The organism is Mesorhizobium sp. P2_A8 (genome assembly GCF_056404935.1).
Window position 1 is genome coordinate 1,108,310 of record NZ_JBFUDB010000001.1, and the last position, 23,098, is coordinate 1,131,407.

At 62.9% G+C, this 23,098-nt stretch carries 23 protein-coding genes and 1 tRNA gene; 18 read left to right on the forward strand and 6 right to left on the reverse strand.

Annotated features, from left to right (window positions below):
• Positions 1 to 22 precede the first annotated feature (22 nt).
• The 6 genes from AC1D10_RS05440 to AC1D10_RS05465 all read left to right on the forward strand — a co-directional run bounded on the left by AC1D10_RS05440 (position 23) and on the right by AC1D10_RS05465 (position 3,302).
• The gene (locus AC1D10_RS05440) at positions 23 to 406 is read left to right on the forward strand and encodes a fimbrial protein (RefSeq protein ID WP_477269380.1); all 384 of its coding nucleotides are present in this window, start codon (positions 23 to 25) and stop codon (positions 404 to 406) included.
• 31 nt (positions 407 to 437) lie between these two features.
• Positions 438 to 845, forward strand: coding sequence for a VOC family protein (locus AC1D10_RS05445; RefSeq protein WP_477269382.1), 408 nt, complete (start codon positions 438 to 440; stop codon positions 843 to 845).
• A 90-nt stretch (positions 846 to 935) separates the two neighbouring features.
• Positions 936 to 1,010, forward strand: a tRNA-Glu gene (locus tag AC1D10_RS05450).
• A gap of 177 nt (positions 1,011 to 1,187) precedes the next feature.
• Positions 1,188 to 1,769, forward strand: coding sequence for a VOC family protein (locus AC1D10_RS05455; RefSeq protein WP_477269384.1), 582 nt, complete (start codon positions 1,188 to 1,190; stop codon positions 1,767 to 1,769).
• Positions 1,770 to 1,791: 22 nt separating this feature from the next.
• Positions 1,792 to 2,625 (forward strand): glutathione S-transferase family protein, encoded by an 834-nt coding sequence (locus tag AC1D10_RS05460; RefSeq protein ID WP_477269386.1) that lies wholly within the window; start codon positions 1,792 to 1,794, stop codon positions 2,623 to 2,625.
• A 308-nt stretch (positions 2,626 to 2,933) separates the two neighbouring features.
• Positions 2,934 to 3,302: a hypothetical protein gene (locus AC1D10_RS05465; protein ID WP_477269388.1), complete on the forward strand. Its 369-nt coding sequence runs from the start codon at positions 2,934 to 2,936 to the stop codon at positions 3,300 to 3,302.
• 43 nt (positions 3,303 to 3,345) lie between these two features.
• Here AC1D10_RS05465 and AC1D10_RS05470 read toward each other — a convergent pair whose 3' ends face one another.
• On the reverse strand, positions 3,346 to 3,561 hold the full coding sequence (locus AC1D10_RS05470) for a hypothetical protein (protein WP_477269390.1): 216 nt from the start codon (positions 3,559 to 3,561) through the stop codon (positions 3,346 to 3,348).
• Between the two features lie 310 nt (positions 3,562 to 3,871).
• On the opposite strand from AC1D10_RS05470, the gene AC1D10_RS05475 reads away from it, so the two are divergent.
• Positions 3,872 to 4,108: a hypothetical protein gene (locus AC1D10_RS05475; protein WP_379095644.1), complete on the forward strand. Its 237-nt coding sequence runs from the start codon at positions 3,872 to 3,874 to the stop codon at positions 4,106 to 4,108.
• A gap of 38 nt (positions 4,109 to 4,146) precedes the next feature.
• Here the strand turns inward: AC1D10_RS05475 and AC1D10_RS05480 are convergent, their stop codons facing one another.
• Complete coding sequence (locus AC1D10_RS05480) at positions 4,147 to 4,494, reverse strand: hypothetical protein (RefSeq protein ID WP_477269392.1); 348 nt, start codon at positions 4,492 to 4,494, stop codon at positions 4,147 to 4,149.
• 187 nt (positions 4,495 to 4,681) lie between these two features.
• Between AC1D10_RS05480 and AC1D10_RS05485 the strand changes: the two genes are divergently transcribed.
• The 7 genes from AC1D10_RS05485 (at position 4,682) to phoB (ending at position 15,064) form a co-directional block, all read left to right on the forward strand.
• Positions 4,682 to 9,241 (forward strand): PAS domain-containing protein, encoded by a 4,560-nt coding sequence (locus tag AC1D10_RS05485; RefSeq protein WP_477269394.1) that lies wholly within the window; start codon positions 4,682 to 4,684, stop codon positions 9,239 to 9,241.
• Between the two features lie 616 nt (positions 9,242 to 9,857).
• Positions 9,858 to 10,913, forward strand: a complete 1,056-nt coding sequence (pstS, locus tag AC1D10_RS05490) for a phosphate ABC transporter substrate-binding protein PstS (RefSeq protein WP_477269396.1) — start codon at positions 9,858 to 9,860, stop codon at positions 10,911 to 10,913.
• Positions 10,914 to 10,980: 67 nt separating this feature from the next.
• A complete protein-coding gene (pstC, locus tag AC1D10_RS05495) occupies positions 10,981 to 11,964 on the forward strand; it encodes a phosphate ABC transporter permease subunit PstC (RefSeq protein ID WP_477269398.1) in 984 nt (327 codons plus the stop codon).
• 3 nt (positions 11,965 to 11,967) lie between these two features.
• On the forward strand, positions 11,968 to 12,819 hold the full coding sequence (pstA, locus tag AC1D10_RS05500; protein WP_379105225.1) for a phosphate ABC transporter permease PstA: 852 nt from the start codon (positions 11,968 to 11,970) through the stop codon (positions 12,817 to 12,819).
• Positions 12,816 to 13,622 (forward strand): phosphate ABC transporter ATP-binding protein PstB, encoded by an 807-nt coding sequence (gene pstB, locus AC1D10_RS05505; protein WP_379105227.1) that lies wholly within the window; start codon positions 12,816 to 12,818, stop codon positions 13,620 to 13,622. Before pstA ends, pstB begins: the two co-directional genes overlap by 4 nt.
• A gap of 25 nt (positions 13,623 to 13,647) precedes the next feature.
• The gene (phoU, locus tag AC1D10_RS05510) at positions 13,648 to 14,355 is read left to right on the forward strand and encodes a phosphate signaling complex protein PhoU (RefSeq protein ID WP_056587420.1); all 708 of its coding nucleotides are present in this window, start codon (positions 13,648 to 13,650) and stop codon (positions 14,353 to 14,355) included.
• 19 nt (positions 14,356 to 14,374) lie between these two features.
• Positions 14,375 to 15,064, forward strand: a complete 690-nt coding sequence (gene phoB / locus AC1D10_RS05515; protein WP_010911896.1) for a phosphate regulon transcriptional regulator PhoB — start codon at positions 14,375 to 14,377, stop codon at positions 15,062 to 15,064.
• 12 nt (positions 15,065 to 15,076) lie between these two features.
• On the opposite strand, the gene AC1D10_RS05520 is transcribed toward phoB, so the two are convergent.
• On the reverse strand, positions 15,077 to 16,324 hold the full coding sequence (locus AC1D10_RS05520; protein WP_477269401.1) for an ROK family protein: 1,248 nt from the start codon (positions 16,322 to 16,324) through the stop codon (positions 15,077 to 15,079).
• A gap of 348 nt (positions 16,325 to 16,672) precedes the next feature.
• On the opposite strand from AC1D10_RS05520, the gene xylF reads away from it, so the two are divergent.
• From xylF to AC1D10_RS05540, 4 genes are all read left to right on the forward strand, one after another.
• On the forward strand, positions 16,673 to 17,713 hold the full coding sequence (gene xylF, locus AC1D10_RS05525) for a D-xylose ABC transporter substrate-binding protein (RefSeq protein WP_477269403.1): 1,041 nt from the start codon (positions 16,673 to 16,675) through the stop codon (positions 17,711 to 17,713).
• 144 nt (positions 17,714 to 17,857) lie between these two features.
• Positions 17,858 to 19,210: a sugar ABC transporter permease gene (locus AC1D10_RS05530; RefSeq protein WP_477269406.1), complete on the forward strand. Its 1,353-nt coding sequence runs from the start codon at positions 17,858 to 17,860 to the stop codon at positions 19,208 to 19,210.
• 11 nt (positions 19,211 to 19,221) lie between these two features.
• Positions 19,222 to 20,022, forward strand: a complete 801-nt coding sequence (locus AC1D10_RS05535; protein ID WP_477269408.1) for an ATP-binding cassette domain-containing protein — start codon at positions 19,222 to 19,224, stop codon at positions 20,020 to 20,022.
• 219 nt (positions 20,023 to 20,241) lie between these two features.
• Positions 20,242 to 21,864: a CHASE domain-containing protein gene (locus AC1D10_RS05540; RefSeq protein ID WP_477269410.1), complete on the forward strand. Its 1,623-nt coding sequence runs from the start codon at positions 20,242 to 20,244 to the stop codon at positions 21,862 to 21,864.
• Positions 21,865 to 22,023: 159 nt separating this feature from the next.
• On the opposite strand, the gene AC1D10_RS05545 is transcribed toward AC1D10_RS05540, so the two are convergent.
• The 3 genes from AC1D10_RS05545 to AC1D10_RS05555 all read right to left on the reverse strand — a co-directional run bounded on the left by AC1D10_RS05545 (position 22,024) and on the right by AC1D10_RS05555 (position 22,989).
• Positions 22,024 to 22,269 carry a YMGG-like glycine zipper-containing protein gene (locus AC1D10_RS05545; protein ID WP_258590249.1) on the reverse strand — a complete coding sequence of 82 codons (246 nt, stop codon included), beginning with the start codon at positions 22,267 to 22,269 and terminating at the stop codon, positions 22,024 to 22,026.
• Between the two features lie 84 nt (positions 22,270 to 22,353).
• Entirely contained in the window at positions 22,354 to 22,680 is a 327-nt protein-coding gene (locus tag AC1D10_RS05550) for a hypothetical protein (RefSeq protein WP_477269412.1), read from the reverse strand.
• Between the two features lie 132 nt (positions 22,681 to 22,812).
• Positions 22,813 to 22,989, reverse strand: coding sequence for a hypothetical protein (locus tag AC1D10_RS05555; protein ID WP_477269414.1), 177 nt, complete (start codon positions 22,987 to 22,989; stop codon positions 22,813 to 22,815).
• Between the last annotated feature and the right edge of the window lie 109 nt (positions 22,990 to 23,098).

Here is a 23,098-nt window from a genome sequence, read left to right on the forward strand (position 1 = left end):
AAACCGTTCCGGACTATTTGCCATGGCCAGCCCAATTGCCGAGGAAGACCAGGAGAAACCACTCGACCCCGAGGTCGAAAAGGTGCGCAGGAAACTCGTCCGCTTCGTCGGGATCAATCTCGGCCTGCTGTTCCTTGCCCTTATGGTGGTGATCGGCGCCCTTGTCTACAAAGCGCGCAACGCACCGCCGGCGAACCCGGCGCTGGCCAGTGACATCCAGGCGCCGGCCGGCGAGCCGGTCAGTGGCGACATCGTGCTGCCCGTCGGCGCCAAGGTGGTCAGCCAGTCGCTGTCCGGCAATCGCGTCTCCATCGACGCCGAGCTCACCGACGGCAGTCGCACGATCTTCGTCTACGACATGACAGAGCGCCGTCTGATCGGCCGTTTTGCAATTCGCAACAAATGAGCGGGCGGCAACACAGGAGCAAGCCTCAGGGATGACCGGGTTCGCCGAACATCGCCGCGTCGCGACCGTCGCCCTGGTCGTCGCCAGCTATGACGAGGCGATTGCCTGGTATGTCGATCGACTGGGTTTCCTGCTCATGGAGGATGTCGATCTTGGCGGCGGCAAGCGCTGGGTCACTGTGGCGCCGGCCAACGGGCAGGGCGCCAAGTTGCTTTTGGCCGAGGCTTCCGACGAGGCACAAGGGAAAAGCATCGGCAACCAGACCGGGGGCCGTGTCTTCCTGTTTCTCGAAACCGACGACTTTACCCGCGACCATGCGGCGATGCTGGAGAAGGGCGTCGAATTCCGCGAGGCGCCGCGTTTCGAGCCCTATGGCACGGTGGCGGTTTTCGCCGATCTCCACGGCAATCTTTGGGATCTGATCGAGCCGAAAACGTAGGCTTGTGGCCAGTTTTTCCGCGATGCGCTAAAGCGGCCGAACCCCAGTTGCTTTTTCCCAGCCGTCAGCCTATATCGCCGGTTCTTGAGCGCGCCCATCGTCTAGCGGTCAGGACACCGCCCTCTCACGGCGGGAACAGGGGTTCGATTCCCCTTGGGCGTACCAAGGATTTCCGTCTCCAACGATCGTTCAATCCAGGCGGCATTCGTCGCTTCTGGCGCAGCGGGGCCGATTGCATTAGCATTCGCATCATGGATCGAGGCACGGCTCAAACGGCGCGCAGAACGTCGGACCCTGACTAGGTCCAGACCGGCAGGTGATGCCGCGCGGGGAGGAAGGCCAATGCAGAAACTGCAATCGCAGGGTGTCCATCACATCACGCTGGTCGGCGCCGGGCGCCAGACCTCGATCGATTTCTGGGAAGGCGTGCTCGGCATGCCGTTCATCTTCGAACAGCCCAATCTCGACAAGCCCAGGGAAAGCCACCTCTATTTCGATCCGGGCGACGGCCGGCTGGTCACCATCTTCACCGACGAGAGCCGCACGCCGGAGAAGCGACGCACGCCGACCGATCCGGGTTGCGTCCATCACATCGCCTTTTCGGTGTCGCGCGTCACCTTCCTGCAGGCGGTTGCCCGGCTCGACGAGCGCGGCATCAAGCACAGCGGCGTCAAGGATCGCGGCTTCATGGATTCGATCTATTTCGAGGATCCGCTCGGCCTACTGATCGAGCTCGCCTCCTACCGCTTCGAGCCGCCGGCGGGCTTCACCCATGCCGACGTGCTGATGGAAGCGCACAGGCTGCGTGTCGCGCGCGGCGACTACAATATTGCCGAAGTGCATCTCGCCGATGCGATCCAGGCGCTGGTCGAGCGTTCCCGCGCAACCTTGTCGGATGACCGGGCACCGAAGAACCCATACTGAACAAAACCAGAGGGAGGAACAAATGGCCAAGACAGCGACGAAGAGCGTGAAGAAACCCGCGGCCAAGGCAGCCGCCAAGCCGGCGGCGAAAGCGGTGGCAAAGCCGGCGGCAAAAGCAGCGGCCAAGCCCGCTGCGAAGGCCAAGCCGAAGCCGGCGAAGAAACCCGGCGTGAAGCTCAGCATGCTGAAGCCCAGTGTCAACAACATGACCGTTCGCGTGTTCGCGCGCGCGGCCGGGCTGGGTGCCGACGAGACCGATGCCTGGGGCCACACCCGTTCGCCGGAATTCACGGCGCGAAACCCCTCGCATTTGACGCCAATGATCGAGGACAAGGGCCTTCCCAGAGGCGTGTTGTGGGAGAGTTGCGCCATCATGCAATACCTCGCCAACAAACACGGGCTGGAGAAATTCTACCCTAAAGCGCCGGCCAAGCGGGCGATGATCGATAGTGCTATGTTCTACCTGGTCGGTACGCTCTACCCCTATGTGGCGCGCGCCACCTATCCGTTCCTCGGCTTTCCGCAATATGCCGGCGAGGTCGGCCACAGCGACGCCCACCCAGACAAGAAGTCCGAAGCCCAGAAGGCCGCGATGGCCGCGATCGCCGAGCCGCTGGATGTCTTCCACAGCTTTTTCAGGGACGGCAAGCCGTTCATCGGCGGCAAGAGCCCGTCGATCGCCGACATCCGCCTGGCGGCGACACTCGAGTTCCTGGCGGTCATCGACTATCCACTGCCCAAATGGGCCAAGGAATATATGGCGGCGATCGAGAAGGCGCTCGGCAAGGCCTATAGCGAGCCGGCCGGCGACGTGCGCGGCTACATCGCCCATGTGAAGTCGCAGGCCCAAGCCTGAGGTTAAGGGGGTCTGAGGTTAAGGATTCGTTAACCAAAGCCCTGTCTACTGCCGATAATTCACCCCCCCGACCACGGATGTACTGGCGCCGAGGTGGAAGGAAAGGTCGGCGCAATGCCGGCCTTTTTGCTTTCGCTCGTTATCGCCGCACATGATCGAGCAGGGATGAGGCCAAGCAAGCCTCGTCGGGCGTCGCTTTTTTGGCGTCAACTTTTGCCGAGAGATATTGTCATTGCCGGCGTTGGCCCTACCATCCATTTCGGCAGTCCGGCATGGATTGCCGGTCAGGAGTGAGACGAGGGCTCGCGATGAAAAGCGTTGTGAGGCAGGTTGCGATTGCGGGCGTGATGCTGGCGGGCGCTGTTCATCCTTCCAATGCCGCTGAACTCAACACCATGAGCGATGTCGGCGCCGCGATCCAGGCATGCTGGACGCCACCGGCGGATGCCGGGACTGCCAGCGTTACCTTGAGTTTCAGCTTCAAGCGGGACGGCACGCTGATCGGCCCACCAAGGCCGACGGCCATCAAGGTGAACGGCGACGCCAAGGCAAAAAAATCATTTGTCGACGCCGCAACAACGGCCTTGCAGAACTGCCTGCCCCTGACCTTCTCACCGAAGCTGGCGCAAGGGGTCGCCGGCAACGTGTTCACGTTGCAATTCGCTTCCCCCAAGTAAGCCAACAAGCACCTCAGGGGTGGTGCTCGCGGCCCGTGGCGGCTCAGTGATGATTGCGCCTTGCCTCGGCATGCCGGGCCAGGTCAGGCGTCTCGAAGACGTAGTCGTTCCAGGCCGATTCCGGGACATGGCCGGCCAGATAGCATTCCAGCAACAGCCTTTGCTCGGCGTTGAGAGGCCTTGGCGCGCGCTCGTGATCCAGCCCCAGCGAGTGAAACAAGTTTCTTGTCAGGTCCGAGACCGTGAAGTGGATCGACATCTGCGTTCTCCTTTGGCCATCAACGCTGAAGGTCGGGCAAAGGTTTCAAAAGCAGCGGGCGGTAACGACGGATTCCGCCCCATCGCGCTGCGGACCCTCGGCGATCGTCGGCCTTGCCGGATTGTTTGGGAGCTCAGCCTGAAGGTGCGCGTGGTTGGCCCAGCCTTCTTCCCGGGCAACTGACCGCTGGCCCTGCCGATTGGCGGAAGGCTGGTTGCAGGGGCTGTCCCGATCTGGCTGGAACATTAGCCTGGTCGGGAACAGAGGGGCGCTCACGGCGTTGTGATCGACATCAGGCAGGAGAAACGCCATGGCCACGTTCAGGGAAATGCGGGTGCTGGAGATCGTCGAAGACGGCTCCCTGACCACCGAACAGAAAATCGCTGAACTGCGCGAGATTGAATCCGAGGCGCGTGGGCTGCAGCGGGCTGCCTCGGAGAGCTCGATGGGCGACGAAGACGGCTGGCAGGACGATTTGCGCCAGGTGCGTTTTGCCCTCGACAAGCTCGGTGCGAAGGAGCCCAAAAAGGGCGCCGCCTCGCTCTGAACACAGAGCTTGCTGACAGGCATTTGCCGATCAATCTGCTATTCGCAGACCATGCGAGCTCTCTTGCCGGGCTCGCTGACGTTTCTGCACGTCAGCAGCTTCGCCGGTTCAGTCGAGGAAGGCGGTGTCGAGACCCTCGTCCGGTGCCGCCTTGGCGCGGCATGGCTCACGACCCTGCGCTCGGAAAACCGCGGTGGCGGCTGCGGCGCTACCGGAAAGGCGCCTTCTTCAACCTGCCCGTATTCGACATGTGGTGGCGGCCGGTCCCAGAAGCGCCGGACATCGAGTGGCCTCGGGATGATGACTGTGCCGTCATAGCTGCGTGAACAGCCGCCGCCGAAAAGCAGCGCCAGCCCCATGAAAAAAGGCAAAATCCGTCCAAGCATCCGCAATATCCCTTGGGACTTATATAGCGGCTTCGATCCCGCCGGCAACCCGGCGGAATAGCGCTGGCCGTGTCGGCCGATATATCTAACCGATCGTTAAGGTTAGCGGATCGTTAATGCTTCTCGGGCACATTCCGCCGACGGACCGCGAAGGAGGGTTCGGCCTTGGTTTCGGGGTGGGGATGGCATGGCGGAAGCGGACGACACAATCGGCGCGCGCGGCAAGCGCGGGCCTCGCAAATCGGCAGCGCATGGCGACGATGGCTTGTCGTCCGTTGCGGACATGGATTCGAGTGACACGCTTCGCCAACTGGTTGAAGCCGGTTCGGACTGGGTCTGGGAAACCGACGCCGAGTTGCGCTTCTCCTGGCTTTCGCAGAACTACCGGGCTGCCACCGGCATCGACCCGGCTGCTGTGCTTGGCCGGTTCCGCTTCGACTTCCTCAATCAGGACCTGAACGGTGACCGCAGCGGTGCCGCGCATCTGGCGGATCTGCAGGCGCAGCGGCCGTTTCGCGATGTCGTCCATGAACTGAAAGGTGGCCGCGCCGATTGCCGCTGGATCCTGACATCAGGCTTTCCAAGGTTCGATGGCGAGGGAAGATTTGCCGGTTATCGCGGCATTGGCCGCAACGTCACAGCGCTGGCCGCCGCCTTCGGGACCCTGGAGCAGAGACCGCCGACGGACGGCGAACCCGCCGAGCATCTTACCGATCTCGAGCGGACGATGGACGCCATGCACATGGGCGTCGTGCTGCTGGATGCGAGGCTCGACACGCTGATCGTCAACAAGGCCTATCGCGACCTCTCCAGGATTCCGGAAGGTGCCGTGACCGTCGGCGCTCCGTTCAGCCTGTTGATGGAACTCAACCGCCGCAATGGCATCTATGGCGATATCGACGAACAGCAATGGCAGCGCTACCTCGCCACCCGCATGGAGGAGATCCGCGCCGGCTCGGTGGCGCCACGCGAGTTTCTCCACGCTGACGGCAGAACCATGATGTTCTCGGTCACCGCACTGTCCGGTGGCAAGCGCCTGCTGACCTACTACGACATCACCGAGCTGAAGCTTCGCGACGCCGAAGTCGAGAACGCCAATGCCAGGACCACCGAGACCTTCGCCAACCTTCGTACGATGGTCGACCAGATGCCGATCGGTGTCCTGGTCCTTGATGCCGATTTGCGCGCTGAAGTCATCAATCGTGCGTTCTACGATTTCTGGCAGATCGACGCCCGGCGGGCCGAGATCGGCTGCAGCTTCCGTGAACTGATGGACGCCAGCCGCGACGTCGACCCATTTGGTTCCGACGACGTGACATGGCAGCGGCATATCACCGATCGCGAGGCGGAAATCAGGGCCGGCACAGCCGGATCACGGCAGTTCCCGCGCAATGACGGCCGCACGCTGATCTCGTCGATGGCGCCGCTCGCCGGCGGCAAGCGGCTGATCTCCTATGTCGACGTCACCGACATGAAGGATCGCGAGGCCGAACTTGCCGACGCGCTGGAGAAAGCGCGGCTGGCGGAAGCGGTGATCAACGCCGTCAAGGATCCGATCTTCGTCAAGGACGATCATTTGCGGTTTGTGTTCGTCAACGAGGCCTTCGCTGCCTTGTTTGGCCAGACCCAGCAAGCCATGCTTGGCAAGCCCGGCGGCGATTTCCTGTCAGGGCGCGACGTCGCGCTTTTCGAACAGAGCGAACGGGACGTGCTTGCCACCGGGCGCGCTTACGAGGTGGAAGAAAATTTCGAGGCCGATGGCGCCAGCCGCTCGCGCATCGTCAGGAAGAGCCGCGTTGGCATGCCAAGCGGCCGCAACTACGTCGCCGGTTTCCTGTTCGACATTTCCGACATGAAGCGCCGCGAGACCGAGGCCGAGGATGCTCGCAAGCATCTCGCCAGCGTGCTGGAATCCTTGCCGGCGGCCGTGATCATCTACGATCGCGACGACAAGTTCGTTTTCGCCAACCGCAAGATTCAGGATACGCTGCCGGCTTTGAAGCCGGCATGGCAGCCCGGCTGCACACTCCGCGAAGCGCTCATTCTCGGCCATTCGAACGGCTATTTCCGCTCAAGCGGCGACCCGCAAGTCGACAAGCTCTACGACGACGACGCCGCCCGCTGGCTGGACGCGATCCTCGCCCGCTATCGCTTGCCGAGTTCCTCGTTCGAGCGCCTCAATCCCGACGGGCGCTGGTATCAGGTCTACGACATGCGGACCGACGATGGCACGTTCATCGGCGTTCGCGTCGACATCTCCGAGATCAAGAGCCGCGAAAAGGCGCTGCGCGACAGCATGCGCCAGATCGATCTGTTCCGGCACGTGCTGGATGAGTTGCCGGTGGCCGCCTTCATCAAGGCGCAGGACCTGAGCATAGAGTTCGTCAACAAGGCCTGGTGCGCGATAACCGGCCTCGCCAAGGAAGACGTCATCGGTCGAACCGACCGCCAGCTGTTCGGTGCGCAGGACGCCGATAGCTACAGCCATGACGACACCGAAGTCGCCGTGAGAGGCACAGTCAAGGAGGTCGAGGAACCCGTCACCCATCGCGACGGCACGGTTCGGCAATTGATGACGCGCAAGAGCCGCCTGGTAGCGCTGGACGGATCGGTGCACCTGGTCGGTTCGAGCACCGACATCACCGACGTCAAGGCGCGCGAGCGCGCGTTGGAGGAGAGCATGCGCGAGAACGAGGTGTTCCGCAGCCTGATCGACAACGTGCCGGTGTCGATCTACGCCAAGCGCTCCGACCTCAGGCAGTTCTACGTCAACAAGGGCTGGTGCGATCTGACCGGCTTCGCCAAGGAAGAGGCGATCGGCAAGACCGACATCGAGATCTTCGGGCCGGACGGCCAGGCCTTTGTCGACAGCGACCTTGCGGTGCTGCGCACCGGTGAAACCCAGGAGGTCGAAGAGACGGTGACCGCAGCCGACGGCAGCGTCAGGCATCAGTTCGCCCGCAAGGGGGCGATGATCGCCTCCGACGGTTCGCTCTACCTGATCGGATCGACCACCGACATCACCGAGCTGAAGACGCGCGAGGCCGAGCTGCGCGAGGCGCGGCAGCGCGCCGTACTCGCCGACCGCGCCAAGTCGGAATTCCTCGCCAATATGAGCCACGAGATCCGCACGCCGATGAACGGCGTGCTCGGCATGGCCGAACTGCTGGCCAAATCGGACCTCGATCCGAAACAGAAGACGTTTACCGACATCATCGTCAAATCGGGCAACGCGCTGCTCACCATCATCAACGACATCCTGGATTTCTCCAAGATCGACGCCGGCCAGCTGGTGCTCGATCCGGCGCCCTTCAACCTTGCCGAGGCGATCGAGGATGTGGCGACGCTGGTGTCGACACGCGCCAAGGAAAAGGACCTTGAGCTCATCGTGCGCATCGAGCCTCGTCTCGAGAGCCTGTTCGTCGGCGATGTCGGCCGCATCAGACAGATCGTCACCAACCTGCTCGGCAATGCCGTGAAATTCACCGATGAAGGCCATGTGCTGGTCGACGTTACCGGCGAAAGGGTTCCGACCGGGACAAAACTGACGATCTCGGTCACCGATACCGGCATAGGTATCCCCGAGGAAAAGCTAAAACTGGTGTTCGAAAAATTCAGCCAGGTCGACACCTCGTCGACGAGGCGGCACGAGGGAACCGGCCTCGGCCTTGCCATCACGTCGCGGCTCGTCGAACTGATGGGCGGCGACATCGGTGTCGAGAGCGCCGAGGGCAAGGGCTCGACCTTCTGGTTCTCGGTCACGCTGCCTAGGGCCGGACAGCAGAACGGGCAACGCATCATGCCTGTCGACGTGACCGGCGCACGCGTGCTGATCGTCGACGACAATGCCGTCAACCGGGCCATCCTGACGGAGCAGATGACATCGTGGACGTTCGATTCCTGCGCAGCCGAAAGCGGTGCCGAGGGTCTCAAGGTGTTGATCGCCGCCGCCGCCTATGGCGTGCCGGTCGACTGCGTCGTGCTCGACTACCAGATGCCGGGCATGAGCGGCGCCGAAATGGCGCGGATCGTGCGCAACACCGCCGGCCTTGTTGGCACGCCGATCATCATGCTGACCTCGGTCGACCAGTCGCTCGCCAACACCAGCTATCGCGATCTCGGCATCGACGCCCAGTTGATCAAGCCGGCGCGGTCATCGGTGCTGCTGGAGACGCTGGTCGCCACCATCCAGCGGCATCGCCACAACACGACCGACACCCAGCCGCCGGCAGCCGGGATCCCTCCACGCAGCGTCGCGCGGCCACAGCAGTCGACACCGTCGGAACAAAGGGCGCTGCTGCAGCCGCCCTCGGTGCGCCCCCGGCCACCCGCGACGGGCGGCGGCGACAGGCTGGATATCCTGGTCGCCGAGGACAATGAGGTGAACCAGATGGTCTTCACCCAGATTCTCGGCGAGACCGGGTATGGTTTCGAGATCGTCGGCAATGGCCGCAAGGCGCTCGACGCCTTCGGCCGGCTCAACCCGTGCATGATCCTGATGGACGTCTCGATGCCGGAGATGAACGGGCTCGAAGCCACCGCCGCCATTCGCCGGCTGGAGGAAGAAACCGGCACGCATGTGCCGATCGTCGGCGTCACCGCGCATGCGCTGAAGGGCGATCGCGAACGCTGCCTGGAGGCCGGCATGGATGACTATCTGCCCAAGCCGATCAGCCCCAGGGCCCTTCTCGAGAAGGTCGAACGCTGGGTCGGTGTCAGCCGCCAGGCTCAGCGCAACGCCGGCTAAAGGCCGGCGTCGCCCCCTAAAGCGCGTCGCATTTGAACGGATCCAGGCGATGCGCGCTTCAGATCTTTGTTTGCGCACGTCGTTCTTCCCATGACCGGGGCCAGTTCGGGCGACATGCATTGGCCGCGTTGTGGTAGATTCGGCGGAGATTCGCTTTGCGCGCCGATGCAAGACTATGGCGCGATCGCACCATATCAAAGGCGGCGTCCAGCCGAGACAATGGCCACATCGAATTCCGCTCCTCCAGTTACGGGCGGGAGCAGCGACCGCCGGCATGAGACAGCGTCAACCTACCCCAACGGACCTGTTTTCGGCGATGGCCCGGCCACAACATGTGGTCGAGAGCAACGCGCTCCCGTCCGGATTTTCTTTGCCGAGCCGGCGATCGCGAAACCGCAGACCGGTCTCGAGTTGAAACGGTGCAAGTGCCTGATTCCGGGCGCAAAGCCGGGCTCCGTCGCGAATGCCGGCCGGCCGGCATTTTCCCCACTCCGATGACGCGTTACCGGGGTGACATCAAACTGTCATGCGACTGTAATAATCGAAGGCTATTGGCCTCAGCGGGCGCCGAGAGGAATGGCGCCGAGAGACCATCTTCCGAACAGGAGCAGGCCACATGAGACATTTCATCCGCTCGGCGGCCGTTGCTATTGCAATGGCTACGGCGTCCACCTTCACCCTTTCCGCGGCGATGGCAGCTGATCTTTCCGGCGCCGGCTCGACCTTCATCTATCCGGTGTTCGCCAAGTGGGCCGACACCTACAAGAAAGACACCGGCGTCGGCCTCAACTACCAGTCGATCGGTTCGGGCGGCGGCATCAAGCAGGTCATCGCCAAGACTGTCACCTTCGGCGCCACCGACAAGCCGATGTCCGACGCAGACCTGGAAAAGAACGGCCTCGTGCAGTTCCCGATGGTGATGGGCGGCATCGTGCCGATCGTCAACCTGACCGGCGTCAAGCCGGGCGAACTCATCCTTGACGGCAAGACGATCGCGCAGATCTACCTCGGCGCCATCACCACCTGGGACGATGCCGCGATCAAGGCGCTGAACCCGACCCTGACCCTGCCGTCGACGGCCATCGCCGTCGTCCACCGTTCGGACGGCTCGGGCACGACCTTCAACTTCACCAACTATCTGGTCAAGCTGTCGCCCGACTGGAAGGACAAGATCGGTTCGGACACGGCGGTCGAATGGCCGGTCGGCGTCGGCGCCAAGGGCAGCGAAGGCGTTGCCAACACCGTCAAGCAGACCGACGGCGGCATCGGCTACGTCGAGTATGCCTACGCCAAGCAGAACAACCTGTCCTACTCGAAGATGCTGAATGCCGCCGGCAAGGTCGTCGAGCCGTCGCTCGAATCCTTCGGCTCGGCTGCTTCGAATGCCGACTTCAAGGGCGCGAAGAACTTCAACGTCATCATCACCAACGAGCCCGGCGACGCCACCTGGCCGATTGCTGCTTCGACCTGGGTGCTGATCCACAAGACCCCCGACGACGCCGCAGCGACCGGTGAAGCGCTGAAGTTCTTTGCCTGGGCCTACAAGGACGGCAAGGAAACCGCCAAGGCGCTCGACTACGTCTCGATCCCCGACAGCGTCGTCGACCTGATCAAGGCCTCGTGGAAGGCCGACTTCCAGACCGACGGCAAGCCCATCTACGTCGGCGAATAATATCCCCTTGAAGGAGCGCCGCGCCGCGGCGCTCCTTTTCCCTCCACTCAAAAGAGCCGAGCTTCACATGAGCGCTGTCCAGGAAGCCTTGCCAGCCATTCGAGGTTCGCGCGACGCGACTGTCAGGCGGTTCGCGCTGACCGACGCGATCTTCCACGGCATGACCCGGGGCGCCGCCATACTGGTGCTGGTCCTGCTCGGCGGCGTTGCGATCTCGCTGTTTGCCGGCTCCTGGCAGGCCCTGTCGACGTTTGGCTTCTCCTTCCTGACCAGCGAGAGCTGGAATCCAGTGACGGAGAAATTCGGCGCACTGGCGCCAATCTATGGCACCATCATCACATCCGCCATCGCCATCCTGATTGCCGTGCCGCTCGGCATCGGCATCGCCATCTTTCTCACCGAACTTTGCCCGCGCCCGCTGCGGCGCCCGATCGGCATGGCGGTGGAACTGCTCGCCGGCATCCCCTCGATCATCTACGGCATCTGGGGCCTATTCGTGCTGGCGCCCTTCCTGCAGACGACCGTGCAGCCATTCATCATCGGTGCGTTCCACGGCATTCCCGGTCTTAACAGCCTGTTTGCCGGTCCGCCCTACGGCATCGGCCTGCTGACGTCGTCGCTGATCCTTGCCATCATGGTGCTGCCTTTCATCACCTCGATCACCAAGGACGTCTTCGACACGGTGCCGCCGGTGCTGAAAGAGTCCGCCTACGGCATTGGCTGCACGACCTGGGAAGTGACCCGCCGCGTGGTCATTCCCTATACAAGGATCGGCATCATGGGCGGCGTCATGCTCGGCCTCGGCCGCGCGCTCGGCGAAACCATGGCGGTGACCTTCGTCATCGGCAACGCGCACCGCATCAGTTCCTCGCTGTTCGCGCCGGCGACGACGATTTCCGCCACCATCGCCAACGAATTCACCGAAGCCGTCGGCGACCTCTACACCTCCTCTCTGGTGGCGCTCGGCCTGATCCTGTTCGTCATCACCTTCCTGATCCTCGCCATCGCACGCTACATGCTGATGCGCATTGACGCCCGCACGGGAGCCTGACCGATGTCGACAGCCACATCGCTTCACCAGAGCCGCAAGCGGAAGAATGCCGTGATGATGACGCTCTGCGTCGCCGCCGCGGGCATCGGACTTGCCTGGCTGGCGCTGATCCTCGGCGCACTGGTCTACAAGGGTACTGCCGGCCTGTCCTTCGACGTATTCACGCAGATGACGCCGCCGCCCGGCGACGCCGGCGGCCTGCTCAACGCCATCTATGGCAGCGTGGTGATGACCATCATCGCCGTCATCGTCGGCACGCCGATCGGCGTGCTGGCCGGCACCTACATGGCTGAATACGGCCGCTTCTCGAAGCTCACCACCGTGGTGCGCTTCATCAACGACATCCTGCTGTCGGCGCCATCAATCATCATCGGCCTGTTCGTCTACGAACTGATGGTCCGGCCGATGGGGCATTTCTCGGCGATTGCCGGCGCCGTCGCGCTTGCCATCCTGGTCATCCCGGTCGTCGTGCGCACCACCGAGGACATGCTCAACCTGGTGCCGAACGCGCTGCGCGAAGCCGGCACCGCGATCGGTGCGCCGCGCTGGGTGGTTATCAAGTCGGTCGCCTACCGCGCTGCCCTGTCCGGCATCGTCACCGGCATATTGCTGTCGATCGCCCGTATCTCGGGCGAGACGGCGCCGTTGCTCTTCACGGCGCTCAACAACCAGTTCTGGTCGAGCAATCTCAACGCGCCAATGGCCAGCCTGCCTGTGACCATCTTCCAGTTCGCTCTCAGCCCTTACGAGGAATGGCAGCAACTGGCCTGGACCGGCGCACTCATCATCACATTGACGGTTCTCGCGCTCAGCATCTTTGCGCGCAGCCTGACAGGACGCAGAGAGGACAAATGAGCCAGATGTTGTCTCCAGACATGACGATCGCCGCCGAGGCAACCGCCAGCAAGGCCAAGATCGAAGTCAAGAACCTCAACTTCTACTACGGCCAGAGCAAGGCGCTGAAGGACATCACGCTGTCGTTGCCCGAGCGCAGCGTCACCGCCTTCATCGGTCCTTCGGGCTGTGGGAAGTCGACGCTGCTGCGCGTCTTCAACCGCATCTACGAACTCTATCCCAAGCAGACCGCCGAGGGTCAGGTGCTGCTCGACGGCCAGAACGTTCTGGACCGCTCGCAGGACCTCAACCTTTTGCGGACCAAGATCGGCATGGTGTTTCAGAAGCCGACGCCGTTCCCGATGTCGATCTATGAAAACATCGCCTTCGGTGTCAGGCTCTATGAGAAGCTCAGCAAGTCGGAGATGGACGGCCGCGTCGAGCAGGCGCTGAAGCGTGCGGCTCTGTGGACCGAGGTCAAGGACAAGCTCAACGCCAGCGGCCTCAGCCTCTCCGGTGGCCAGCAGCAGCGGCTCTGCATCGCCCGAACCGTGGCGGTGAAGCCGGAAGTCATCCTGCTCGACGAGCCGGCCTCGGCGCTTGACCCGCTGTCGACCGCCAAGATCGAAGAACTGATCGACGAGTTGCAAGCCGACTACACGATCGTCATCGTCACCCACAACATGCAGCAGGCGGCGCGCGTGTCGAAGCAGACCGCCTTCATGTATCTGGGCGAACTGGTCGAGTTCGACCGCACCGAGAAGATCTTCACGTCGCCCCGCGAGAAGCGCACGCAGGACTACATCACCGGCCGCTTCGGCTGAGCTCAGGCATACGAGGGACAGGATCATGGGCGAACACACAGTCGCTTCTTTCGACGAGGATCTCGGACAGATCAGCAGGCTCATCAGTGACATGGGCGATCTCGCCGGCTCGATGGTCGGTGGTGCCACCAAGGCGCTGCTGAATTCCGACAACGCGCTGGCACAGCGCGTTGTTTCAGACGACGCGATCATGGACGCGCGCCAGCGCGAGCTTGATGACCGCGCCATCACGCTGATCGCCAAGCGGCAGCCGATGGCCGACGATCTGCGCCATGTCGTCGGTTCGATCCGCATGGCCGGCGATCTCGAACGCATTGGCGACCTTGCCAAGAACATCGCCAAGCGCGTCGGCACCGTCGGCCTCAGCGTCACGCCGCGCGACCTGTCGCATTCCATTGACGGAATGGCGCAGCTGGTGCTGATCCAGGTGCAGGGTGTCATCGAGGAATATGCGGCGCGCGACGCCGCGGCCCTGGCGAAACTGCGCGCAGACGACGAGCGCATCGACGTCAAATACACCTCCGTGTTCCGCGAACTCCTGACCTACATGATGGAAGACCCGCGCAACATCACCGCCTGCACGCATCTTCTGTTCTGCGCCAAGAACCTCGAGCGGATCGGCGATCACGTCACCAACATCGCGGAGAATGCGTATTATGTTCTGACCGGTACGCAGTTGCCCGCCAATCGTCCGAAGCAGGACGAGACGGCAATGTCCGCGCCGGCGGCATGACGACAGGGGTGACCAGCCGATGATCGCGCCACGCATCATGGTGGTGGAGGACGAGGAGCCGCTCGGTGTGCTGCTCCGCTACAATCTGGAGTCCGAGGGTTACCAGGTCGAGGTGGTGACGCGCGGCGACGAGGCCGAGATCCGGTTGCAGGAGAACGTCCCCGACCTTCTGGTGCTCGACTGGATGGTGCCGGCGGTTTCCGGCATCGAACTCTGCCGCCGGCTAAGGATGCGTCCTGAGACCGAGCGGCTGCCGATCATCATGCTGACCGCGCGCGGCGAGGAAAGCGATCGTGTGCGTGGCCTCTCGACCGGCGCCGACGATTATCTGGTCAAGCCGTTCTCGACCCCCGAATTCATGGCCAGGGTCAAGGCGCTGCTGCGCCGCGCCAAGCCGGAAGTGCTGTCCAGCGTGCTCAAGGTCGGCGACATCGTGCTCGATCGTGAATCGCACCGGGTCTATCGCAAGAAGAGCGAGATCCGGCTCGGACCAACCGAGTTTCGCCTGCTCGAGTTCATGATGCGTCATCCCGGTCGGGTGTTTTCGCGCAGCCAGCTGCTAGACAATGTCTGGGGCGAGACGATCTACATCGACGAGCGCACGGTGGACGTGCATGTCGGCCGGCTGCGCAAGGCGGTCAACAATGGCCGCATGCCCGACGTCATCCGTACCATTCGTGGGGCGGGATACGCGATCAGGGAAGATTGACTCCCGTCTGATTCACGCGACGTTCTTGCCGACGATGCCGGATCTTGTGTGAGTGCCAAGCGCGAAAATTTCCTGGTCGACGAAGGTCAGTGCGCGCATGGCGCAGCCTTCGCGGATCAGTGGCAGTTCGTTCGGCTCGGTGTCGAAGGAAATCGATTTCGAGTGCTGGCCGCCTGCGGTCTGGGCAATCGCCTCGCGCAATGCCGGCTCGATCAGGTCGAAGGCCGCGGCGCTGACACCGACCATGGCGACCGGCGCCGGATCGATCAGCGCGAAGAGGCTGCCGAGACCGTAGCCGAGCGCTTCGCCGGCCTTGCGATAGGCCTCGCGCTCGGGTCCATCGCTTTCGCGGGCCGCGGTCGCCAGGGCGCGCATATCGGCGTCGCTGACATCGGCGACTGGTTCTGCGTCCTCACTCATCTGCCTTGCGTTGCGCCAGATGGCGTAGTTGCCGGCATAGGCCTCGACGCAGCCGCGCCGGCCGCAGCGGCACAGCGCGCCGTTCGGCCGATGGATCATGTGGCCGAACTCGCCGCCCGAAGAATGGGTACCGGTGAACAGTTCGCCCTTCAGCACCAGGCCCATGCCGATGCCGTGCGACAAAAGGATGGCGATGAAGTCGTCGCGGTAGCGATCAGGGTCGCGCCAGCGCAGCGCCACCGCCATCATGTTGCAGTCGTTCTCCATGGTGGCGGGAATGCCGAACTCGTCCTCGAGTATGTCGGCGAAGGCGATATCGGTGTGCGGCGTGATCGGCGACCACAACATGGCGCGGGCACGCGTGTCGGTGATGCCCTGGATCGCCAGCGCGATGCGGGCGACATTGCGGACGTCGAGATCGGGGTCTTCGAGGCGTCGCCGCACGATGGCGACGCATTCGCCGACCAGCGCGTCGCGCGACATGGTCAGCGTGTCGAGCCGGCGCTGTTCCTCGGCGATCACCTGGCCGGCATAGTCGATGACGGCGACGGAGAGGAAGTTCAGCGACAGCACCACGGTCATCACTGCCGCTGCTTCCGGATTGAGGCTGAGGCCGACCTGCGGCCGGCCGCGTTTGAGCGAGCCGGCCTCGCTCGGCTTGCTCTCGGCCAAGATGCCTTCGCCGATCAGGTCGGAGGAGATCGCCGATATGGTCGAGTGGCTGAGGCCTGTGGTCGCGGCGATCTCGGTGCGTGACGGCTGTCCGGCGCGACGCACGGCCGCAATCACCATCGCCCGGTTGCGACGGCGCAGATCGTCGTGGCGGATTCCGACCGACATGTTTTTTCACATCCTCCCGGTCGCTGCAGCCTTTCGTGCCCCCCGAAGGCTGTCAGCGAAGCCTGAAGCGCGAAGCACCTCAGGCACTTGTTTCCGCGCATGTCGCCCAAAACCGCTACGCACTTTTGGGCGACATGCGCTGATCAAATTCTGGCAGAAGCCTGCCATCCTGTCATTATTTATTCCGGGGCTCGAAAAAAATTCAGAGAGACATCAAAATCCATCAGAATCGATGTTGACAGCGTTCGGCTGTTGGATCAGTATTTTTTCGAGGCTCGAAAAAATAGAGCTTCTGTGCCGGCCTACGGGTCAGTTTGGTCGCGCCATACGCGGCGCAGGGAGGATAATATGAAAAGATTCACAGCCGCCATCCTGGCGGGTGTCGCCATGTCGCTGACGCTCGTGTCGGTCGCGCAGGCGAAGGACAAGGTCATCGGCGTGTCGTGGTCCAACTTCCAGGAAGAGCGCTGGAAGACCGACGAGGCCGCCATGAAGACGGCGATCGAGGCCGCCGGCGACAAGTACATCTCCGCAGACGCACAGTCCAATCCCGGCAAGCAGCTCACCGATGTCGAGAGCCTGATCTCGCAGGGCGCCAATTCGCTGATCATCCTGGCGCAGGATGCCTCGGCCATCGGCCCGGCGGTGCAGAAGGCGCTGGACGAAGGCATTCCGGTCGTCGGCTATGATCGGCTGATCGAGAACAAGGACGTCTTCTATCTGACCTTCGACAACAAGGAAGTCGGCCGCATGCAGGCCCGCGAAGTGTTCAAGGCCAAGCCGGAAGGCAACTACGTCTTCATCAAGGGCTCGGGTGCCGACCCGAATGCCGACTTCCTGTTCTCGGGCTCGATGGAAGTGCTCAAGGAGGCCATAGACAGCGGCAAGATCAAGAATGTCGGTGAGGCCTATACGGACGGCTGGCTGCCTGCCAACGCCCAGAAGAACATGGAGCAGTTCCTAACCGCCAACGACAACAAGGTCGACGCGGTGGTCGCGGCCAATGACGGCACCGCCGGCGGCGTCGTCGCGGCGCTGACGGCGCAAGGCCTGGCCGGCACCGTGCCGGTCTCGGGCCAGGACGGCGACCACGCCGCGCTGAACCGCATCGCGCTCGGCACGCAGACCGTGTCGGTGTGGAAGGACGCGCGCGAACTCGGCAAGAATGCCGCCGAGATCGCCTCGCAGCTGGCCGACGGCAAGAAGACGGGCGACATCGCCGGCGCCAAGGACTTCACGACGCCGGGCGGCAACACCGTCAAGTCGCTGTTCCTGACCCCGGTTGCCATCACCAAGGACAATCTCAACGTCGTCATCGACGCTGGCTGGATCAAGAAGGACGAAGTCTGCGCGGGTGTTGCCGCCGGCACCGTCGCCGCCTGCAACTAATAGCGGCCGAACCTGCTCGATATCAACGCCGCGGCCCAAAGGCCGCGGCGTTTTCTCAAAAGTTTTGTGTTTCCGCATCAGGCGGATAGCTTCTAGGCTGGGTTCCGGCATCCGCGTCAGACGGCAAGCCGGTGGGAGGAAATCATGACCGACACGACGTCCAACCCGCAGGTCGACACCGCGCGCGCGTCGGAACTCGGCGTGGTCGCCCGGTTCCTGAAAGCGACCGAGATCGACACCCGCATGCTCGGCATGGTCGGCGCGCTGCTGATCATCTGGATCGGACTGCACGTCATTTCCAGCCTGCGCCTTGGTGTCAATCCGCTCGATTTCGACAGCCGCACCTTCCTCACGCCGCGCAATCTGTGGAACCTGTCGGTGCAGACATCCGCGGTGGCCATCATGGCCTGCGGCATGGTGCTGGTCATCGTCATGCGCAACATCGACCTGTCCGTCGGTTCCGCCGAGGGCCTGATCGGCATGGTGATGGGCTTTGCGCAAGTGCATTTCCTGGTGCGGTTCGTCGGGCTCGAACTCGGCAATCCATGGATCTGGGTTCTGGCATTGGTCATCGGCCTGGCGCTCGGCCTGCTGATCGGCGCCTTCCAGGGTTTTGTCATCGCCTATCTCGAAGTGCCCGCCTTCATCGTCACGCTGGGCGGCCTGCTGGTCTGGCGCGGTGCCGCCTGGTGGGTCACCAGCGGCCAGACGGTGGCGCCGCTTGACGGCACTTTCCAGCTGATGGGCGGCGGGCCGGCGGGATCGATCGGTGCGACCTGGAGCTGGGTTGTCGGTATCGTCGCTTGCCTTGCCGTGGTGTTTGCGCTGTTCAACGGCCGCGTGCAGCGGAAGCGTTTTCGGTTCCCGCTGCGGCCGATCTGGGCCGAGACGCTGCTCGGCGCCGTCACTTGCGCCGTCATCATGGGTGCGGTGTGGCTCGCCAATTCCTATCCATGGCCGATCGGCATCGTGAACAGATACGCGGCGGCCAACAACATCATCGTTCCCGAAGGCGGCCTGTTCATCGCCCATGGCATCGCCATACCGGTGCTGATGGCGGTCGCGGTCGGGCTGGTCATGACCTTCATCACCAACCGCACCCGCTTTGGCCGCTATGTCTTTGCCATCGGCGGCAATCCGGAGGCTGCCAATCTCGCCGGCATCAACACGCGCTGGATCACCATGAAGGTGTTCATGATCATGGGCGTGCTGGCGACGATCGCCGCCGCGATCTCCTCGGCCCGGCAGAATTCGTCCACCAACGTGCTTGGAACGCTTGATGAACTGCTGGTCATCGCGGCCGCCGTCATTGGCGGCACGTCGCTCGCCGGCGGTTCGGGAACGATCATCGGCGCCATGCTCGGCGCACTTCTGATGCAGTCGCTGCAGTCCGGCATGGTGCTGCTCGGTGTCGACTCGCCGCTGCAGAGCATCGTCGTCGGCGCCGTGCTGGTCATCGCCGTCTGGCTCGACACTGTCTATCGCAAGCGCGTCTAGGAGGCATGGCCATGACTGACAAGACTGATCCCGCCGCCACCGCGCTGATCGACATGAGGAACATATCGATCGCCTTTGGCGGCATCCGCGCCGTTGACGACGCCTCGATCGATCTTTTCCCCGGTGAGGTCGTGGCGCTGCTCGGCCACAACGGTGCCGGCAAGTCGACTTTGATCAAGATCCTGTCTGGCGCCTACAAGCGCGACTCAGGCCAAATCTTCGTCAATGGCGAGGAGGCATCGATCTCCAACCCGCGCGACGCCAAGAAATACGGCATCGAGACGATCTACCAGACGCTGGCGTTGGCCGACAATGTCGATGCCGCCGCCAACCTGTTCCTCGGCCGTGAACTGATGACCGCCTGGGGCACGCTCGACGACGTTGCGATGGAGGCCGAGGCGCGCAAGGTGATGGGTCGGCTCAATCCCCGCTTCCAGCGCTTCAAGGAGCCGGTGATCAAGCTGTCGGGCGGACAGCGGCAATCGGTGGCGATCGCGCGCGCGATCCTGTTCAACGCCCGCATCCTGATCATGGACGAGCCGACGGCGGCACTTGGTCCGCAGGAAACAGCGCAGGTCGGCGAGCTGGTCAAGCAGCTCAAGTCCGACGGCATCGGCATCTTCCTGATCAGTCACGACATCCACGACGTGTTCGAGCTTGCCGATCGGGTCTGCGTCATGAAGAACGGCCAGGTCGTCGGCACCGCGCACACCACCGATGTGACCCAGGACGAGGTGCTCGGCATGATCATTTTGGGCAAATGCCCACCCGGCGCCATTCCGGGGCCAGGCGCGCTGAAAATCGCCGCCTAGAGCCTGTTCGAGTATGATCATTTCCGAAACTTGGGACTACTCGTCGGGATCATGCTCCGGCCTGCTGGCAGGCAGTATCGCCCTGGCCGGACGAGCATGCCGGTCGCCGGTTGCCGGTCATGTGATATGCCAGCTGTCATGATGGCTTGGCCTTGCCATTGTGTTGGCACGGCGACTTGCCCATAAAGGTCCGACATTGCCCATGGACCGCATCATACGTTGAAGAAGCTTTTTCCAATCGTCGCGTTCATCGCCGTTGCGCTGATCAGCATGACGATGGCGGGGTTGGCCTATTTCGCGACCCAGGAGGCCGCACGCATCAAGTTCGAAGCAACGGCCGACGATGCGCTCAACCGAATCGAGAGCCGCATCGACCTGCATCTGTCGCTGCTGCGGTCGACCCGGGCGCTGTTCGATGCCCGCAACGGCGATATCTCCCAGAACGAGTTCAAGGCGTTCTTCAACGCACTCGATGTCGACAACAATTTCGCCGGCTTGCGCGGTATCGGCTTTCTCAGGCTGGCCAAGGCTGGCGACGAGGCTGCGGTCGAACGCGATATGCTGCACGACTGGGGTGTCAGCCACCCAATCTATCCTGATACCACGCAGCCCTGGCGTACCCCCATCGTGCTGTTCGAGCCGCTGGACCCGTCCAACCAGACCAGCATCGGCTACGACATGTTCAGCGAACCGGTGCGGCGCGCGGCCATCGAAAAGGCAATGTCGGACGACCAGCAGCACGCCAGCGGGCTGGTGCAACTGGGCCAGAATACGGGTGCTGCGCAGACCTTCACCGGCTTCTTCGTCTTCGTGCGGCTCAATGTCGAAACCGCACCCGATGTCATCAATGCGTCGAGGTCCTCGACGGCCGGCTTTCTCTATGCGGCGTTTCGGGCCCGGGACCTGTTCCAGATAGCGCTCAGCCGCTCGCCGCTGCTGCCGGTCAACACCGAAATCTACGACGGCGCGGTGAGTGGTGACAATCTCTTGTTCCGGTCAGAGACGCCGCCGGCTTCCTCCTTCGGGGACAGGCTGCTGATCACCCGCAAGATCACGGTGGCCGGCCAACCGTGGACGGTCCTGTTCCGGCCGACAAGCGCCTTCTCGCAGCCGTCGTCGCGCGCCATTCCGGTGCTGCTGGGGCTGTTCGGACTGCTGCTGGCGGGCGCCATCGCGCTGGTGGCACGCTATCAGGAGCGGGCCTATGAGGCGGCCTCGCGTTTGCACGAAACGACAGAAAAGAGCCTGCTCGAAAAAGACCTGATGCTGCAGGAGATGAAGCATCGCATCAAGAACTCGATTACCAGGGTGCTGGCGATCGCGCGCCAGACGGCTTCGCGAGCCACTGACGTCAACGAGTTTTCCTCATCCTTCTCCGCCAGGCTGCAGGCGATGGCGGCATCCCAGGACATGCTGACGCGCTCGCGCTGGCAGAAGGCCGATCTTGGCGATCTCCTGCGCATCGAACTCGGTCAGGTGTTCGGCAAGGAGCTGCCCGAAGAGCTGTTGTCGGGACCGGAGGTGCTGCTCGACGAAACCACGACGCAAGCGCTCGGCCTGACTTTCCACGAACTCGCGACGAATGCCCTGAAATATGGCGAAGCCGGCAATTCAGTTGGCGCGCTCAAGGTCGACTGGTCGGTCGAAGGACGTGGGCGCGACAGCGTGCTGGCTCTCAATTGGCGGGAAACCGGGCAGAAGAAACTCGAAGCGCCCGCCAAGACCGGATTCGGCACCAAGCTGATCGACCTCAACGTCACGCGCGAATTGCGCGGTACGATCCATCGCGATTATCGCGATGACGGATTGAATGTGGAGATCAGAATTCCGCTGACGGCCTAGGGCCTTGTTTGACGCAATTCCGGACGGAAAACCGTTTCACGCTTTTCCTGGAATTGATCCAACAGCGACCATCGGGCGAACAAAAATTTAGCGTCCAGACATCGAAAATCCGGAGGCCGGCGGACCGGTCTCCGGATCGACATTTCGATTATCGCCGAACTAGTTGCAGCGAGCCGTGTAGATCCGGCCGCGATGATCGCGATACTGGCAATAGCCGTTCTGCAGCCTGCGAACCAGCAGGCCGGATCCGGCACCGACAGCCGCGCCGATCAGCGCGCCCTTGCCGCCGCCGACCAGGCCGCCGATGCCGGCGCCAATCAAGCCGCCGCCAACGACATCCTGCTCGGTGCTGGTGCAGCCGCTGAGGGCAGCCACCGCAATCATGGCAATAATCATCTTCCGCATAGAGTCACTCCTCACTTGGTGTCCACACTTTTGGTAAGCTCCAGCAACCATTTAGCACGAAATGACGGCCTTTGCTGCTCGAATTTATTGTTGGCTAAGATAGTCTTTTTCTGGGCGCACCGCGCTCGATGCCATCACGACGTTGGAAATTTCCAGGGAAGCATCGAGTGTGCCATCCGCACGCACGTTCCAGACGATCTGATCATAGTCGTCTTCGAGCGCCGGATCGACGGCAAGGCATTTGGCGACGATGCGCTGGGCCTGCCCCTGCACGTCGCCCATGGCGAACGGCCGTTCGGCGACACACTGGTCGGCGGTCTCGAAAACGCTAACCGGTATCTGGAGTTCACGGCAGTCGGCCATCGTGTTCGAGCAACCGATAACCAGCAGCAATGCAGCGATGTGTTCCATGGCGACATGTCCTCTCGCCATAGTAACGGTCGATGGTCGCCAAAGTTCCTGACCGCCGGGCCGCCGAGCGAAATAACGCGGCGCGATGGGTAATTCCGGCGCTGGCTGCGGTTGCAGGCGCGGGGATGGACCTCAGGAGACCAACTGCAACAGGACGACCGCGACGATCACCGTGGTCAGACCCAGGCAGGCAAGGCGCAGCGAGATGTGAGAAGCCGCAGGTGGCGGCGGCGCGGACGCGTCAGAGTCCTGAAAGCCGCCCATCGAAATCCGAGCGGCCTGCTCCAGTCTGTTCATGTCGGCAACCATCAAGCCATTCCTCCCGCACCATACTGCAAGTCCTGCTGCGGCAATGTCCGGCGGCGCGGCGGGTTCCAGCGGTGTCTGGGAAAAACAGCATCCGCTTTTATGGTGAATA